Annotated in this window: 19 protein-coding genes; 7 read left to right on the top strand and 12 right to left on the bottom strand. The window is 46.6% G+C overall.

Annotation, left to right across the window (positions count from 1 at the left end; translation table 11 throughout):
• Positions 1-64: 64 nt before the first annotated feature.
• From NYE28_RS16320 to NYE28_RS16330, 3 genes are read right to left on the bottom strand one after another with little or no spacing between them, the layout of a single operon-like run.
• Entirely contained in the window at positions 65-1,354 is a 1,290-nt protein-coding gene (locus NYE28_RS16320) for a hemolysin family protein (protein WP_052827778.1), read from the bottom strand.
• A 42-nt stretch (positions 1,355-1,396) separates the two neighbouring features.
• Positions 1,397-2,074, bottom strand: a complete 678-nt coding sequence (locus NYE28_RS16325; RefSeq protein WP_003152125.1) for a zinc metallopeptidase — start codon at positions 2,072-2,074, stop codon at positions 1,397-1,399.
• 46 nt (positions 2,075-2,120) lie between these two features.
• Positions 2,121-2,384 (bottom strand): hypothetical protein, encoded by a 264-nt coding sequence (locus NYE28_RS16330; RefSeq protein ID WP_015418085.1) that lies wholly within the window; start codon positions 2,382-2,384, stop codon positions 2,121-2,123.
• A 133-nt stretch (positions 2,385-2,517) separates the two neighbouring features.
• Here NYE28_RS16330 and NYE28_RS16335 point away from each other — a divergent pair, with 133 nt between their 5' ends.
• Together NYE28_RS16335 and NYE28_RS16340 are read left to right on the top strand one after the other, a co-directional pair.
• The gene (locus NYE28_RS16335; protein ID WP_015240464.1) at positions 2,518-2,772 is read left to right on the top strand and encodes a hypothetical protein; all 255 of its coding nucleotides are present in this window, start codon (positions 2,518-2,520) and stop codon (positions 2,770-2,772) included.
• Positions 2,769-3,755, top strand: a complete 987-nt coding sequence (locus NYE28_RS16340; protein WP_015240465.1) for a potassium channel family protein — start codon at positions 2,769-2,771, stop codon at positions 3,753-3,755. Before NYE28_RS16335 ends, NYE28_RS16340 begins: the two co-directional genes overlap by 4 nt.
• Here NYE28_RS16340 and NYE28_RS16345 read toward each other — a convergent pair.
• From NYE28_RS16345 to NYE28_RS16355, 3 genes are all read right to left on the bottom strand, one after another.
• The gene (locus tag NYE28_RS16345) at positions 3,752-4,156 is read right to left on the bottom strand and encodes a YugN-like family protein (RefSeq protein ID WP_168984846.1); all 405 of its coding nucleotides are present in this window, start codon (positions 4,154-4,156) and stop codon (positions 3,752-3,754) included. The two genes, NYE28_RS16340 and NYE28_RS16345, sit on opposite strands and share 4 nt — an antisense overlap.
• A 22-nt stretch (positions 4,157-4,178) precedes the next feature.
• Complete coding sequence (locus NYE28_RS16350) at positions 4,179-4,532, bottom strand: transporter (RefSeq protein WP_225649648.1); 354 nt, start codon at positions 4,530-4,532, stop codon at positions 4,179-4,181.
• Between the two features lie 65 nt (positions 4,533-4,597).
• Complete coding sequence (locus NYE28_RS16355) at positions 4,598-5,950, bottom strand: glucose-6-phosphate isomerase (protein ID WP_007408647.1); 1,353 nt, start codon at positions 5,948-5,950, stop codon at positions 4,598-4,600.
• A 397-nt stretch (positions 5,951-6,347) separates the two neighbouring features.
• Between NYE28_RS16355 and NYE28_RS16360 the strand changes: the two genes are divergently transcribed.
• The gene (locus NYE28_RS16360) at positions 6,348-6,914 is read left to right on the top strand and encodes an NADPH-dependent FMN reductase (RefSeq protein WP_094031245.1); all 567 of its coding nucleotides are present in this window, start codon (positions 6,348-6,350) and stop codon (positions 6,912-6,914) included.
• A 124-nt stretch (positions 6,915-7,038) separates the two neighbouring features.
• Positions 7,039-7,683 carry an isochorismate family cysteine hydrolase YcaC gene (ycaC, locus tag NYE28_RS16365; protein ID WP_014418745.1) on the top strand — a complete coding sequence of 215 codons (645 nt, stop codon included), beginning with the start codon at positions 7,039-7,041 and terminating at the stop codon, positions 7,681-7,683.
• Positions 7,684-7,976: 293 nt separating this feature from the next.
• On the opposite strand, the gene NYE28_RS16370 is transcribed toward ycaC, so the two are convergent.
• A complete protein-coding gene (locus NYE28_RS16370) occupies positions 7,977-9,149 on the bottom strand; it encodes an iron-containing alcohol dehydrogenase (RefSeq protein ID WP_160223523.1) in 1,173 nt (390 codons plus the stop codon).
• 87 nt (positions 9,150-9,236) lie between these two features.
• Entirely contained in the window at positions 9,237-10,400 is a 1,164-nt protein-coding gene (locus tag NYE28_RS16375; protein WP_025285178.1) for an iron-containing alcohol dehydrogenase, read from the bottom strand.
• Between the two features lie 230 nt (positions 10,401-10,630).
• On the opposite strand from NYE28_RS16375, the gene NYE28_RS16380 reads away from it, so the two are divergent.
• Entirely contained in the window at positions 10,631-10,867 is a 237-nt protein-coding gene (locus tag NYE28_RS16380) for a DUF378 domain-containing protein (RefSeq protein ID WP_003152104.1), read from the top strand.
• Between the two features lie 47 nt (positions 10,868-10,914).
• Here the strand turns inward: NYE28_RS16380 and yugI are convergent, their stop codons facing one another.
• The 3 genes from yugI to NYE28_RS16395 all read right to left on the bottom strand — a co-directional run bounded on the left by yugI (position 10,915) and on the right by NYE28_RS16395 (position 13,174).
• Positions 10,915-11,307 carry a S1 domain-containing post-transcriptional regulator GSP13 gene (yugI, locus tag NYE28_RS16385; RefSeq protein WP_007408653.1) on the bottom strand — a complete coding sequence of 131 codons (393 nt, stop codon included), beginning with the start codon at positions 11,305-11,307 and terminating at the stop codon, positions 10,915-10,917.
• A gap of 196 nt (positions 11,308-11,503) precedes the next feature.
• Complete coding sequence (locus tag NYE28_RS16390; RefSeq protein WP_043020763.1) at positions 11,504-12,673, bottom strand: aminotransferase; 1,170 nt, start codon at positions 12,671-12,673, stop codon at positions 11,504-11,506.
• The gene (locus NYE28_RS16395; RefSeq protein WP_003152098.1) at positions 12,674-13,174 is read right to left on the bottom strand and encodes an Lrp/AsnC family transcriptional regulator; all 501 of its coding nucleotides are present in this window, start codon (positions 13,172-13,174) and stop codon (positions 12,674-12,676) included.
• Positions 13,175-13,326: 152 nt separating this feature from the next.
• Here NYE28_RS16395 and NYE28_RS16400 point away from each other — a divergent pair, with 152 nt between their 5' ends.
• The gene (locus tag NYE28_RS16400) at positions 13,327-14,148 is read left to right on the top strand and encodes an alpha/beta hydrolase (RefSeq protein WP_007408654.1); all 822 of its coding nucleotides are present in this window, start codon (positions 13,327-13,329) and stop codon (positions 14,146-14,148) included.
• A gap of 24 nt (positions 14,149-14,172) precedes the next feature.
• Here NYE28_RS16400 and NYE28_RS16405 read toward each other — a convergent pair whose 3' ends face one another.
• A complete protein-coding gene (locus NYE28_RS16405; RefSeq protein WP_003152094.1) occupies positions 14,173-14,433 on the bottom strand; it encodes a DUF1871 family protein in 261 nt (86 codons plus the stop codon).
• Positions 14,434-14,519: 86 nt separating this feature from the next.
• On the opposite strand from NYE28_RS16405, the gene NYE28_RS16410 reads away from it, so the two are divergent.
• Positions 14,520-15,683: a MalY/PatB family protein gene (locus NYE28_RS16410; protein ID WP_100001580.1), complete on the top strand. Its 1,164-nt coding sequence runs from the start codon at positions 14,520-14,522 to the stop codon at positions 15,681-15,683.
• Positions 15,684-15,731: the final 48 nt, after the last annotated feature.

Below are 15,731 nucleotides of genomic sequence, written 5' to 3' on the forward strand. Positions count from 1 at the left end.
ATGAAGGAGCGGGACGAAGAAGCATTTTTTCCATAAAAAAAGCCTCATTGCAAAAGCAGGAGGCTCAGAAATCAGTTTTTTTAATTTCAACGAAGCGGATATGATGGTCTTCCGCTTCCAGCACCTTAAATTCACACCCTTCGGCATGAAACACATCACCATTTTTCAGCTCCATTTTTTGTGTTAAGAGCCAGCCGGCGATCGTGTCAATGTCTTCATTTTCGATGGCGATATCAAGGAGATCATTCACCTCTTCTATGAGCGCCTTGCCGTCCATCACATAGTGGTGTTCGCCTTTTTTGACGATGTGGGGCATTTCATCCTGGTCATATTCATCACGGATTTCCCCGACGATTTCCTCCAATATGTCTTCGACGGTCACAAGTCCCGCCGTGCCGCCGTATTCGTCAACGAGAATCGCCATATGAATCCGCTCCTTCTGCATGCGGATCAAAAGCTCCTGAACGGGGATGCTTTCAATGACTCTGATGACCGGACGCATAATTTCTTTTAATTCAATGGAGCGGCCGAGAAAATACGCCTTAAATAAATCCTTATTGTTAATAATGCCGAGAATGTGATCTTTGTCTTCCTTAATAACCGGATATCGCGTATACCGTTCGTTGATGATCAAATGTATGGCTTCATCAACTGGCTGTTCAAGCGAGATGGCGGCGATTTCGGTGCGCGGCACCATGATTTCTCTGGCGACCCGGTTATCGAATTCAAATATTTTATTGACGTAACGGAATTCAGATTGATTGATTTGACCTTTTTTATAGCTTTCGGACAAAATCAGCCGCAATTCCTCTTCACTGACCACGACCTCATGTTCTTTCACCGAATGAAAACCGAACAGCTTGACCAAAAATCCGGCTGAACCGTTTAACAGCTTAATAAACGGATACATCACTTTATAAAACAGAATGAGCGGTTTCGCCGTCCACAGACTGACGGCTTCAGCTTTTTGAATGGATATCGTTTTCGGCGCAAGCTCTCCGATGACGACGTGCAGATACGTGACGGCGATAAACGCCGCAATAAACGTGACGACGTGCGTAATGGATGACGGCATTCCGATCAGGCTGAAAACAGGATGAAGAAGCCGCTGAATCGTCGGTTCACCGAGCCAGCCGAGTCCGAGCGCCGTAATCGTAATGCCGAGCTGGCACGCTGATAAATATTCATCGAGATTTGAAATCACCCTGTGCGCCGCGAGCGCCCGGCTGTCTCCGGTTTCAACCAGCTCCGCGATTTTTGAACCGCGGATTTTGACAATCGCAAATTCCGCAGCGACAAAGATGGCCGTTAATCCGATTAACAGCATAATGAGAATCAGTTTTAATATAAGCAAAAAAACCCCTACCGCAAACGGTAAGGGGCCACCTCCTTCGTGTTAATTCTCATCACGACCATTTAAGAAAATCATCACAAAACGAAGCAGCTCGAATAATGAAACGAGCGCCGCAGCCACATACGTCAGCGCGGCGGCGTTCAGCACTTTATTCACGCCGTGTTCTTCACTGTTGCGAATGAATCCTTCCGACACGATAATCCGCTTCGCCCTCGCGCTGGCATTAAACTCGACAGGCAGTGTGACAAGCTGGAAAAAAACAGCGGCCGAAAACAAAATAATGCCGAGTCCGATTAAGTTCAAGCTGCCCAGGAGCATCCCGCCCAAGAAAAGCAGAGGGGCAACCCCGGAGGCAAAATTGACGACCGGAAAAATTTTGTGCCTCAGCACAAGCGCGCCGTATGATTCCTGATGCTGCAAAGCATGTCCGACTTCATGGGAAGCGACGGAAATGGCGGAAATGGAGCGGCCGTAATATACCGGCTCAGATAAACGCACCACCCGCTCCGTCGGGTCGTAATGGTCTGTTAAAGTGCCTCTTACCGGTTCTACCGGCACATCATATAAACCGTTAATATCAAGAATCCGTCTTGCCGTTTCCGCCCCCGTCCGCTGACTGGAAGCTTCTACGTCTGAGTATTTCTGAAAATTGCTTTTCACTTTAAATTGTGCCCAAAACGACAATCCCAATGCAGCAATTGTTAAAAAGATAAACAGCATATTATCCTCTTCCTTTTTCTCTTATATCGTACGATCTGCTTATATATTATTTTAATGATTGTCCGCTTTCCTGTACAGAAATCCGCTTCTTTTTTCTGACAGGAATCAATCCTCCGAGCATGATGAGGATACACCCGGCCAATCCGATGTAAAACGGAAACGTGCCTGCGGTCTCTTTTGCAAAAACAAGCCATGAAAATCCGCCGGACATATGATTGTATCCATTCAAATCGAAAATAAGCAATACGGCCGCCGAAGCGAGCAGCTGCGCTCCGGCCAGCGCCGCCAGCAATTTTTGAATGACTGTCATTTTGACTCACCCTTTTTCGGTCCGCTTTCTTTATCATATGAAAAAATGAGGGTGAATATGTTTTCGGCGATTTTTGAAAGACATCAAACGAACTGGGACATACTGTATAAAAAAAGATACAGGTGTGATCGACATGAAAGTGACAAATGGCGAGAAAGAACAGCTGAGCAATGCGATAGACAGAATGAACGAGGGGCTTGACGCCTTTATCCAGCTCTATAATGAGGCGGAAAACGACGAACCTCTCATACAGTTTGAAGATGAGACGGCCGATTTAATCAGACATGCGCGTAACTCATACGGCCAGGAACAGCTGGACGAAAAACTAAACACCATTATTAAGCAGATTTTATCCATCTCTCTGACGAAAGAAGAGGCGGACGAATGAAATCAAACCGTATTTTTATTTCCTGGCTGAGATGGCCGTTATATGTTCGGATCGGACTGATCATTATCGCTTTGATTTTATTGTTCGGCCAACTCATTTACATGCTTGAGCCGAAGCAATTCACGTCTGTGTTTGAAGGGGTTTGGTGGGCGGTTATTACGGTGGCCACAGTCGGCTACGGCGATTACGTTCCCCAGACACCGCTCGGGCAGATTGCCGGCATGGTGCTTGTATTAAGCGGAGCGAGTTTTGTGACCGCCTATTTCGCCACGCTTTCTTCAGCCGTGTTCAGCAAACAGCACCGCTATGTCGAAGGGAAGGTCGCCTTTAAAGGCAAGGGGCACGTCATTCTTATCGGATGGAATGAGAAGTCGCATATGCTGCTGAAAGAACTGCAGCACATCGCGCCGTCAAAAACTGTCGTCCTGATTGATGATTCATTAAGGGAAGGGCCGCTTATTGAAAACGTCCATTTCATCCGCGGACATGCCGCTGATGACAGTACGCTCAATAAGGCGAATATTACGGAAGCCGATACCGTCATTTTGACAGCAGACCAGCAGAAAAATGAATCCGAAGCTGATATGCTGTCGGTATTAACGCTTCTCGCCATCAAAGGGCTGCATCCGTCCGTTTATTGTATCGTGGAAATTTTAACGGAACGGTATGTCAAAAACGCCGAGCGCGCAGGAGCCAATAAGATTCTGTGCACATCACGCCTGTCGAGCCGGGTGATGTTTGAGCATTACCGGGTCAAGCTGCAGCTTGCCAAACCGCAAACGCTGTCAGATCTGACGCTGGAGAAAAAGGTGCGCATCATTCCCGTCCCCGAGGAATTAAAGGGCTCATCTTATCATGACTGTGCGCTCTATTATCTCAAACGGAATACCACGATCATCGGCATACAAAAAGAAGAGGGGCCGATGCTGACCCCTCCCCTGTCATACCAGGTGCTCGATACTGATCTGTTTTTGGCTCTTTAATGCAGCAGGACGTCTTCCAGCTCTTTCACAAGCGAGATGCCGATATCTGTATATGAGCGGTCAATTGCCGCATCCCGCCGTTTCGGCTCGGAGAATTGGGTGAATAATGACTCAAAAACACCGCCGCCTGCGTGATCATCCGTTTCCTCCTGATAGACGTGCCTCAGCAAAAAGGGTGTGCCGATTGTAACGGCGGCCCCCCGTTCATCCAGGTGTCCCTTATTTGCTTCAACAGGGATGCGGAGAAATAAGTAGCCGTCCTGATCGGAAATTTTGTAATCAAAGAACCCGCGGTCATACTCCCAGCCGCCTCCGATGGTATAACCGATCGGTTTCATCACCTGTTCCAGTTCGCGGAGTAAAAACGATTGCCCCTCAAGTGTAGATGGTATGCTGATCATGTGCATATGCTCCTTTTTGTCTTTAGCGTCCCCGCTCTGCGGCATCTTCATACGGCGCCCGGGAAGAATCGGGAGCGGCAGACAGACGCCGGAAAGAGGTAACGGCGCATTCAATCAGAACATACGTCACAATTGCAGAGAGAACGGCTTCCGTTGAAATATAGAAAACGGCGGCATAGAGACAGCACTTCGTGATCAGCGACTGCATCCGGCCAATCTTCAGTTTTTGCCGGACCATGTCCGTAAACAAGCCGAGAGGGAAAGCGAAAAACAGGATGGTTTGTAAGAGGGATTCAGGAGACAGTTTTAGTGCCGAATAGACAATAGCGGCGGAACAGACGGAAATGACGGCATGCTTACATAAGAGTCGTATCATTCATCATCACACCTTTCACGGTTTAAAAAAGGCTGACCCGTCATGCTGAGGGCCAGCCCTTCTTTTTATTTTTCAAGGCGTTTTTCAAGCTCTGCTTTTTTCTCTTCAAAGCCCGGTTTGCCGAGAAGCGCGAACATATTCACCTTATAGGCTTCAACACCCGGCTGATCAAACGGGTTGACTCCGAGCAGATAACCGCTCATCGCCACCGCTTTTTCAAAGAAATAGACGAGATATCCAAATGTATATGCATTAAGCTCTGGAATATTGACAATTAAGTTCGGCACTTTTCCGTCTGTATGGGCAAGCATCGTGCCTTCGAACGCTTTTTTGTTGACGAAATCGACCGTTTTGCCGGCTAAGTAATTTAAGCCGTCGAGATCATTTTCCGCTTCTTCAATTGTCAGCTCATGCTTCGGTTTTTCAACGTTTAATACAGTTTCAAACAGATCGCGTCTGCCTTCCTGCACGTATTGACCGAGAGAGTGAAGGTCTGTTGAGAAGTTAGCGGAAGAAGGATAGATGCCTTTTTCATCTTTTCCTTCACTTTCGCCGAAGAGCTGCTTCCACCATTCCGCAAAGTATTGCAGCGCAGGCTCATAGTTGATAAGCATTTCAATGGTTCTGCCTTTATTATACAGAACGTTGCGGACGACGGCGTATTGGTAAGCCGCGTTCTCTTCTAATTCCGAGCTGGAAAAGTCTTTGCTTGCATCAAGAGCGCCTTTCATCATTTCATCGATATCAGCCCCGCTTACCGCAATCGGCAGAAGACCTACCGCAGTCAGAACGGAGAAACGTCCGCCGACATCATCAGGAATAACGAATGATTCGAAGCCTTCTTCATTAGAAAGCGTTTTTAAAGCGCCGCGCTCTTTATCTGTCGTCGCGTAAATCCGCGCTTTCGCTTCTTCTTTTCCGTATTTTTCTTCAAGAAGTTTGCGGAAAATCCGGAAAGCGATTGCAGGTTCCGTCGTCGTGCCTGATTTAGAAATGACATTGATAGAGAAATCAGCGTCTTCCAAAAGATCCATAACATCTTTCATATAAGTTGAGCTGATATTGTTGCCGATAAAGATAACTTGAGGGTTTTTGCGCTTGTCTTTCGGCAGAACGTTATAGAAAGAATGATTGAGCGCTTCAATCGCCGCGCGGGCGCCTAAGTATGAACCGCCGATACCCACGACGAGAAGCACGTCTGAATCTGATTTGATTTTTTCAGCGCTTTTTTTAATGCGCGCGAATTCTTCTTTATCGTAGTTTTCAGGGAGGTCCACCCATCCTAAAAAGTCGCTTCCGGCGCCTGTTTTTTCATGGATATTATGGTGTGCCGTTTTTACGAAATCACGTGCGTATGTAAGTTCATGTTCATTGAAAAAAGGTAACGCTCTTGAGTAATCAAAGCGTACATGCGTCATTTGCTTGTCCCTCCATCACGGTGAATTGTTTTCTCTTTCACTTTATATGAACTCACCCGCTAAATCAAGTCATGAAGAAGGCATGATGAATATGGGATTTGCGCTAAAAATGCATTCATTTTTTATACAATATCCCGGATTCGATATGGTTATATTTGTAATAATCGTGGGAGGGATAACGAATCGAATGTTGGTGATCCAGGAACGTATCACCTTTACTTTGGAGCAGGATGACATCCATCGCCAATCCCGATGGGCCGGTTCTTTTTATATAGTACTCCTCTTGAGAGGCTGCCACGAAGGAATATTAAGGCATAAATGTCCAATTTTAAAAATAGTGTCTATATTTGGATTATCATGTTAAGATGAAAATAATTTTAAACCGGGAGGTGATTTTATGACTAAAACCATTGGTCTTATTTGTGGAAGTTTACGAAAAAACTCGTATAATCGAGCAATTGCTCAATCACTGATTGACTTCGATAATGCGGCTCAATTTCGTTGGATCGAAATAGACAGTCTTCCTTTTTTTAACGAAGATTTAGGAATTGCCGGAGCACCAGACTCCGTAACATCCTTTAGAGCTGATATACAAGACGTTGACGGCGTCATCATTGTAAGTCCAGAGTACAATTCCGGAATTCCGGGGGTATTAAAAAATGCATTGGACTGGGCATCGAGACCGCGGACCTCTTCTGTTTTAAACAGAAAACCGGTTGGCTTAATCGGAGCAACCCCCGGAGGGTTCGGCACTGCCTTTGGTCAAACGCAAATGAGGGAAGTACTCGAAGCTATGCAAGTCAATGTTTTGCCATTTCAAAAAATGCTGATTTCGCAAGTCCATGAGAAAATTGATTCCGCTCAAAACATACTGACGGATGAACAAACAAAACGTTATCTTCAACGCTATTTACAACAGTTCATCCATTGGATTGATCATGCTCCGGTTCCCGTTCCAGATTAATTGAAGGATCATCCCCCTCACGAAAAGTCACCTCAGAAATAACTTTCTATCTATACAGCATATGAATAGATTTACCGTTTTCAATTCACAAACTTACTTGCCTTAATTCAAGGAGGATGATAAAATGTCTGATCTTTATTCCCGTCTTTCAAAAGATGATGCTGCCGTGCTTTTAGTTGACCATCAAACCGGCCTTATTTCCGGTCTCGTGCGTGACTATGGCGTTGATGAATTTAAAAACAATGTATTGGCTCTCGGTGATACGGCTAAATTCTTTGATTTACCGGTTATTTTAACAACTAGCTTTGAAAACGGACCCAACGGACCGCTCATGCAAGAACTCGTTGATCTCTTTCCTGATGCGCCAAAAATAGCCCGTCCCGGACAAATTAATGCATGGGACAATGAAGACTTTGTTAAAGCCATTGAGGCGACTGGCAAAAAACAGCTGATTATCGCGGGGGTGGTAACAGACGTCTGCGTCGCTTTTCCTGCGCTTTCTGCCATTAAAGCAGGCTACGAAGTGTTTGTTGTGACAGATGCTTCGGGGACGTTTAATAAGCAAGTAGCAGATGCATCATTAACGCGTATGGCTCATGGCGGCGCGCAGCTTATGAACTGGTTCAGCGTAGCATGCGAGTTACAACGTGATTGGCGCAACGACGTTGAAGGTTTTGGCGCATTAATCTCCAGTCATCTTCCCGGTTATCAAAACTTAATGGGAAGCTATATGGGGGCGCAGCGGGACCTTAGTACACAAAATGCATAAAAGGAGCGCTGATTGAATCAGCGCCCCTTTTTTAAATTCGCGGCTCTTCATGATTTAGATTTTGTGTAAATAGAAGATCGGCAATCGCAAAGTTAATTGATCCTTTTCTGCTAAATGCACAGAAACAGGGAGTCAAATCCGCATCATGTGAGATTTCCATAGTTGTCTCATGGCAAGGGGTGTTTCACTTGCTCTTGATGCACTAATAGAAAATCTGGAAAGAGGGACTCCCAAAACGGTTACATCTGCAGCTTGAAAATCTATTTCATCTTCACCCCGGCCGGGAATGTATCTTACAGTGACGCCTTTAAGATGGCAAGTACGTCATCTTTGTTCAGTTTTTGGAAATTGCCGAATCCGCCGTATTCCATTTCTTTTGCGGCGATGTCTGCGATCAGCTCAAGCTTGTCTTCACCGATGTCATAATCCGCAAGGCGGGACGGTGCGCCGAGGCTTGTCCAGAACGCGGACAATTTATCGATCCCTTCAAGCGCAATTTCTTTATCCGTTTTGCCTTCAGTATCAATGTCAAACATGTTGAGCATCAGGTTTTTAAAACGGTCTACATTTGTATCCAGCGTGTATCTCATCCAGTTCGGGAACAGAATTGCAAGTCCTCCCGCGTGAGGGATGTCATAAACCGCTGATACGGCGTGCTCCATCGTATGGGAAGCCCAATCGCCGAAATAGCCCATTTGCAGCGTGCCGTTTAATGCGATCGTACCCGCGTATAAAATCGTTTCACGGTGCTTATAGTTCTCAAGGTCTTCCAAAAGTTTCGGCGCTGTTTCAATTACCGTCTGAAGGACTGCAAAACACATTCTGTCCTGAAGCGGCGTGTTTTCAACATTGTGGAAGTATTGTTCAAATACGTGGCTCATCATATCCACCATGCCGTATACGGTTTGGTTTTCCGGAACGCTGAAAGTATTCTCAGGATCTAAAATGGAGAAACGCGGATGAGTGACATTGCTGCCCCATACGAATTTTTCGTTTGTTTCCCAATTTGTGATAACGGAATCAGGGTTCATTTCAGAGCCTGTCGCCGCAATCGTCAGCACCGTGCCGAACGGGAGCGCGTCCTGCGCCGTTACTTTTTTGCTGTAAATGTCCCATGCGTCGCCGTCATATTTCGCACCGGCCGCAATCGCTTTTGTACAGTCGATGACACTTCCGCCGCCGACTGCGAGAAGGAAATCAATCTCATGCTTTCTGCACAGCTCAATTCCTTTATTTACCGTTTCCAGACGCGGGTTCGGTTCAACGCCCGCAAGCTCATGAACGGTTGCGCCTTCTTCTTTTAAGATGCCTGTTACTTGGTCATACAGGCCGTTTCGCTTAATGCTGCCGCCTCCGTATACAAGCAGCACGTTTTTCCCGTATTGCTTCAGCTCTTTTTTCAATTGGTCGATTTGACCTTTTCCGAAAATCAGTTTCGTCGGATTGTAGTACGTAAAGTTCTCCATTTATCATAACCTCCAAAAAAATCGGTAAGGGAATTACTATAACACAGAAAAAAAGGAGCTGCCAATCCGGCCGCCCCCTTTATGTTATTACAATGATGCTTTCAGTATCGCAAGCACGTCTTCTTTCTGCAGTGACTTGAACTGTCCGAATGCTCCGTTTGCCATCGCTTTATCTGCAATCGTATCCAGCTTCTCATCAGAAATATCATAATCAGCGAGTCTGTTCGGAGCGCCGAGGCTCGTCCAGAAATCAGACAGCCTGCTGATTCCTTCAAGTGCGATCTCTTCATCTGATTTGCCTGTCTCGTCAATATCGAAGACACGGACGGCAAGCTGTTTAAAGCGGGCCGGATTTTCTTTGAGCACATGTCTCATCCAGTTCGGGAACAGAATCGCTAAACCTCCGGCGTGCGGTATATCGTAAACCGCTGATACCGCATGCTCGATGTTGTGTGTGGCCCAATCCCCTCTTGCGCCCATTGACAGCATTCCGTTTAATGCGATCGTGCCTGTATATAAAATCGTCTCACGAAGCTCGTAGTTCTCCAGATCATTGATCAGCTTCGGCGCTGTTTCAATCACCGTGCGCAGAAGCGATTCACACATCCGGTCCTGATACGGCGTGTTTGGCGTGTGGTGGAAATATTGTTCAAACACATGGCTCATCATATCGACCATGCCGTAAATGGTGTGGTCTTTCGGAACGGTAAATGTGTTTACCGGATCGAGAATAGAGAATTTAGGGTAAACGAGCGGGCTCCCCCATCCGTATTTCTCTTGTGTCTCCCAGTTTGTGATGACTGATCCGGAGTTCATCTCTGAACCGGTTGCCGCAAGTGTCAGCACTGTTCCGAAAGGCAGCGCTTCTTTCGGCTGGTGTTTTTTCGTGACGATATCCCACGCGTCGCCGTCATATTTAGCGCCCGCCGCGATGGCTTTCGTGCAGTCAATGACACTTCCGCCGCCAACGGCCAATAAGAAATCGATGCTGTTTTCTTTACAGAGCGCAACACCTTTGTTCACCGTTGAGACACGCGGATTCGGCTCTACGCCTGCCAATTCATGTACGGTAACTTCCGCTTTTTTCAGCAGTTCGGTTACTTGATCATAAAGACCGCTGCGCTTAATGCTGCCTCCTCCGTATACGAGCAGCACGTTTTTTCCGTACGGTTTGATTTCTTCAGGAAGTTTTTCAACCTCTCCCTTTCCGAAAATCAATTTGGTCGGATTCCAATATGTAAAGTTTTGCATGACATCTCCTCCTTTGGATTTATATTATGCAGAAAGATGACGTTCAATGTAAAGCAATCCGCTTTTTTGACGGCGCATCACATGGTTTACAGACATCGAATTCCCGGGAAAGGCACTTGTACAGCCTGAGACAGTGTGTGATTTACACGGCGGAGAATGTAGTATGCATAGATTCTTTGCTTTGTCACAATCTATAACTGTTTCACGAATTCATAGAGGAGGTTGTTTACATGAGTGTTATTCAGCGTATCTGTCTCGTATTAACGATTATCGGCGCTATTAACTGGGGACTGATCGGGTTTTTCCAATTTGATTTAGTAGCAGCCATCTTCGGCGGCCAAGGATCAGCTCTGTCGCGGATTATTTACGGCCTTGTCGGCATCGCCGGTCTGATCAATCTCGGCCTGCTGTTTAAGCCGAACGAAGAAACATCCCGCGAGGAAGCGGCAAATCCGGAAGTCAGATAAACATAAAAAAAGCACCGAACATACATATCCGGTGCTTTTTTTAATGATTATTTTTTGATAAGGTCTTTGCGGTTGGACTGTTCGATCCACTCTTCAAGCTTATCTTTCAATGTGTTGAAACCTTGCGGAGCAGATGTTTCTTCAGAAGCTTGAGCCGCTTTCGGTTTTCTTGGTTTGCTTTCTTTTCTTTCAGGCGCAGCTTGAGTCGCACGGATAGAAAGGCTGATTTTTCCTTTTTCTTCGTCAACCGCAAGTACTTTTACTTGTACTTCGTCACCGATAGAAAGGTGTTCGTTAATGTCTTTTACGAAACCGTGAGTGACTTCAGAAATGTGAACAAGTCCTTGAGTTTCTTCATCTAATGCAACAAACGCACCATACGCTTGTAATCCTGTTACTTTACCAGTGTAAACACTGCCCACTTCAAATTTTGCTGCCATTCATAACAACTCCTAAGTTAAATTAAATACAGATTATACGCAATTTAAAATTATATCATACAAGTTTGTTTTTCGCAAAGAGAACTTTTTTACATGATCATGTTTAGGCACAGATAAAGGGGGGTATACTATGATTACGAAGGCTTTCTAGTATTCCCCCCTTTTATTTGGATGCGAACCGGGTTCGTATCTTTTTTTATGCCCTTTTTTCAACAAACCGTTTAATTCTGACGAGCGCTTCCTGAATCTGCTCAATGGATGTCGCATAGGAACATCTGATGTAGCCTTCGCCGCTCGGGCCGAATACATTCCCCGGAACGACGGCTACTTTTTCTTCAATGAGCAGCTGTTCCGCGAATTCTTCTGAACTCATGCCGGTCGACTGAATGGAAGGAAAGGCGTAAAATGCTCCGCCGGGGTGGTGGCAGCTGAGTCCGATTTCGTTCAATGTCTCCACAATCAGGTTTCGGCGTCTCCGATAGCTTTTCTTCATTCTTTCGACGTCTTCCTGGCCGTTTTTCAGCCCTTCAAGCGCCGCGTACTGAGCCATGGAAGGCGCGCACATCATCGCGTGCTGATGAATTTTGAGCATCGCATCCCTGATCACGGGAGGCGCCGCCGTAAATCCGAGTCTCCACCCCGTCATGGCAAATGCTTTGGAGAAGCCGGAAATAAGAACCGTGCGTTCCTTCATGCCGCGGATGGCCCCCATGCTCGTGAATGGCTCATCATACGTCAGCTCGGCATAAATTTCATCAGCAAGCACGATCAAGTCGTGTTTTTCAGCGAAAGCAGCGATGGATTCAAGCTCTTCTTTCGAATAGACGGAACCTGTCGGATTTGACGGCGAGCATAGAAGCAGCGCTTTTGTTTTGTCCGTCAGGGCCGCTTCAAAATCGGCGGCTGATGCTTTGAAACCTTTTGCAGCGACAGTCTGAATCGGCACCGGCTTCGCCCCCGTCAAGGTCACGAGTGATTCATATGCGACAAAACACGGTTCGGGAATTAACATTTCCTCTCCAGGATTCATAATGGCGCGGACAGCGAGATCAAGCGCCTGGCTTGCCCCTACAGTAACGATCAGTTCACTGTCAGGTGAATAACTCAGGCCGAACCGCTGATCTAAGTAGCGGCTGATTTCTTCTCTCAGTTCATAAAGACCCGCATTTGCCGTATAAGCCGTATAACCCTGTTCTAAAGAAAGAATACTCGCTTCCCTCACGTTCCAGGCCGTCACAAAGTCAGGCTCTCCCACTCCCAGTGAAATGACGCCTTCCATCGTAGCGGCCAGATCAAAGAACTTGCGGATGCCTGACGGTTTAATCTGCTGCACGTAGTCAGATAAATAAGAAGTCTTCGTTTCCATTTACGGAGACACCACGATTCTTTTGTCATCGTCTCCGCTTTCAAAGACTTTGCCGTCATGCTTATATTTTTTCAGGATGAAGTGCGTTGTCGTGGAAACGACAGACTCAAGGGTGGACAATTTTTCAGACACGAAGCTTGCCACGTCTGACATCGTGTTGCCGCGAATAACGACAGATAAGTCATACACCCCTGACATCAGGTACACTGATTCAACTTCCTGGAATCTGTATATCCGCTCAGCGACTTCATCAAAGCCGACATTTCGTTTCGGAGTGACTTTTACGTCAATCATCGCCGTGACGCCTTCCAAACCGTCGACTTTGCGCCAGTCGATCATCGCCGCATAATCAATGATGACTTTTTCCTTTTCAAGCTTTTCAATGATGCTTTTGACTTCTTCAGCGGGAATGTTTGCCATTTTCGCAATCGTTTCCGCATCAACGCGGCTGTTTTCGTCTAAAATTTCTAATATTTCTGTTTCTTTTTCGGTCAGCTTCATACGTTTCACACCTTTGCATTATCAAAAATCTTCATGACATTATATCACGATTTTCGACAAATGCTAAGAAAAACCCGAAAGAAACCAGAGCTAAAATCTGACAATCAAAAAAGCCTTTACATTACAACAAAGAAAGGACGGCGAAGGCTCTCATGGAAGCTGTTTCACCGATTAAACGGGCCGCGATAGACGGAGTTGAGCTGTATTACGAGCATTATGAAAATCCCGGCAGACAGACACTCGTCTGCGTACACGGTTTTTTATCTTCGGCATTCAGCTTCAGAAAACTGATCCCGCTGCTCAGAAACCATTATGATATTATCGCCGTTGACCTGCCTCCTTTCGGGCAATCGGAAAAGTCACGGACTTTCGTATATACTTACGCAAACCTCGCCAAGCTTCTGATCGGACTTCTGGAAAAGCTCGGTATCAGCCGGGCCGCACTCATCGGCCATTCAATGGGCGGCCAGATTTCCTTATCCGCGTCTCTTCTCAGACCCGAGCTTTTTTCTAAAATCGTCCTGCTGTGCAGCTCGGGGTATTTAAAGCGCTCGCACCCGTCGATTATATTCGGGACGCATCTCCCTTGTTTTGACCTGTATCTTAAGTATTGGCTTTCAAAAGACGGCGTGCTGAACAACCTGTTAAATGTCGTTCACGACCGGACGCTTATCGATCAGGAAATGATTGACGGTTACGAAAAACCATTTACAGACCGCCAGATTTTCAAAGCGATGACAAGGTTTATCAGACACAGGGAGGGCGATTTAGAGCCCGAGGATTTGAAGAAAGTGCAAAACCCCGCTCTTTTAATCTGGGGAGAAGAAGACCGTGTCGTTCCGGTCTCAGTCGGAAAACGGCTTCATGACGACCTGCCGGATTCCATTCTGTATTCACTCAAGGATACGGGGCACCTCGTACCCGAAGAGCGCCCGGAGTTTGTTTCGGAGCGGATTTTTGAATTTATTCAATAAAAAAACCGGCGAAACCGCCGGTTTTTAAGGGGTGCAGGAGCTGCTTTCTTTTATGAACAGAAGCTGCTCGGCGGCCTTTTGGCAGCCTTCGATCGGAAGCTTTTGCTCAAATGAAGCTTCAAAGATATCCTGAATGGCTGCTGCCAGCTTGTCGGCACGGTCTTCACTGTAGACGGCCTGAACGATGTCGACGGCTTCTGTCTCATAAAAATCTTCTCCATATTTAAACGGGTCCCACTTGGCAATGATTTTCATCATTTCCATGACCGCTTGGCTTTCTTCCATTTTCATCACCGCTTATAATAAAGTTTGCAATTCTATTTTATCATAGATACGCTGTGCAAAATAATGATACTACAGGAGTGACATACATGAACTTTGATCTTCGAGAAAACCGTCTTGGCACACAATCGGTGAAATGGGACAAGGCGGAAGCGTTATTCGGCGTATCGGATGCGCTTCCGATGTGGGTTGCCGATATGGATTTCCGCGCTCCCGAAGCGGTCACTGACGCCTTAAAAGCCCGCCTTGACCACGGTATATTCGGTTACACGTCTCCTGACGAAAACACAAGAGAAGCCGTCGCTTCATGGCTTGAGACGCGGCACGGCTACCGGCCCGATCCCGCAAACATCGCGTTCAGTCCCGGTGTTGTCACGGCAATCAGCATGGCCGTACAAGCCTTTACCGAACCGGGCGATCCGGTGTTGATTCAATCACCAGTGTATACGCCTTTTTATCAGATGATCAAGGAAAACAAACGGCAGGTTTTACATAACCCGTTACGGGAAGAAAACGGCGTCTACTGTATGGATTTTGAGGATCTTGAGAAAAAGCTGAACGATTCTGAGGTCAAGCTGATGATTCTTTGTAATCCCCACAATCCGTCCGGCAGAGCGTGGAGCCGGGATGAGCTTATGAAGCTCGGATCGCTGTGCGCCGCCCATAACGTCACCGTCGTTTCTGACGAGATACATTCCGACTTGATGCTGTACGGAAAGCCGCATACGACTTTCGCTTCTCTGTCTGAGGAGTTTGCGCGGATTTCCGTTACTTGTGTCGCGCCGAGCAAGACGTTTAATATTGCCGGGATTCAGGCATCCGCCATTATCATTCCCGATCGGTATAAGCGGGCGAAATTCTCCGCCGCATTGCATCAGAACGGAATTTCCAGCCTCAACACATTTGCGGTTGCAGCAATCGAAGCGGCCTATACAAAGGGAGGCCCTTGGCTTGACGCGCTGATTCCTTACATTGAAGGGAATATGAAATTGGCTGAGGACTTTTTAAGAAAAGAATTGCCGAAAGTCCGCATGATGAAGCCTGACGCTTCCTATTTGATCTGGATGGATTTCAGCGAATACGGATTTTCGGATGCCGAGCTCAAAGAAAGAATGCTCAAAAAAGGGAAAATCATATTAGAGCCGGGAACAAAATACGGACCGGGCGGCGAAGGATTTATGAGACTTAATGTCGGCTGTTCAGCCGCCGCCGTAAAAGAAGGGCTTGAGAGAATGAAAGCAGCGCTCGCTTAGCAGCGGAAAGAACGCCTTTATCAGATGAGATAAGGGCGTTCGCTTTAG

This window comes from Bacillus sp. FSL R5-0443 (assembly GCF_038608285.1).
Classification (GTDB): Bacteria; Bacillota; Bacilli; order Bacillales; family Bacillaceae; genus Bacillus; species Bacillus velezensis.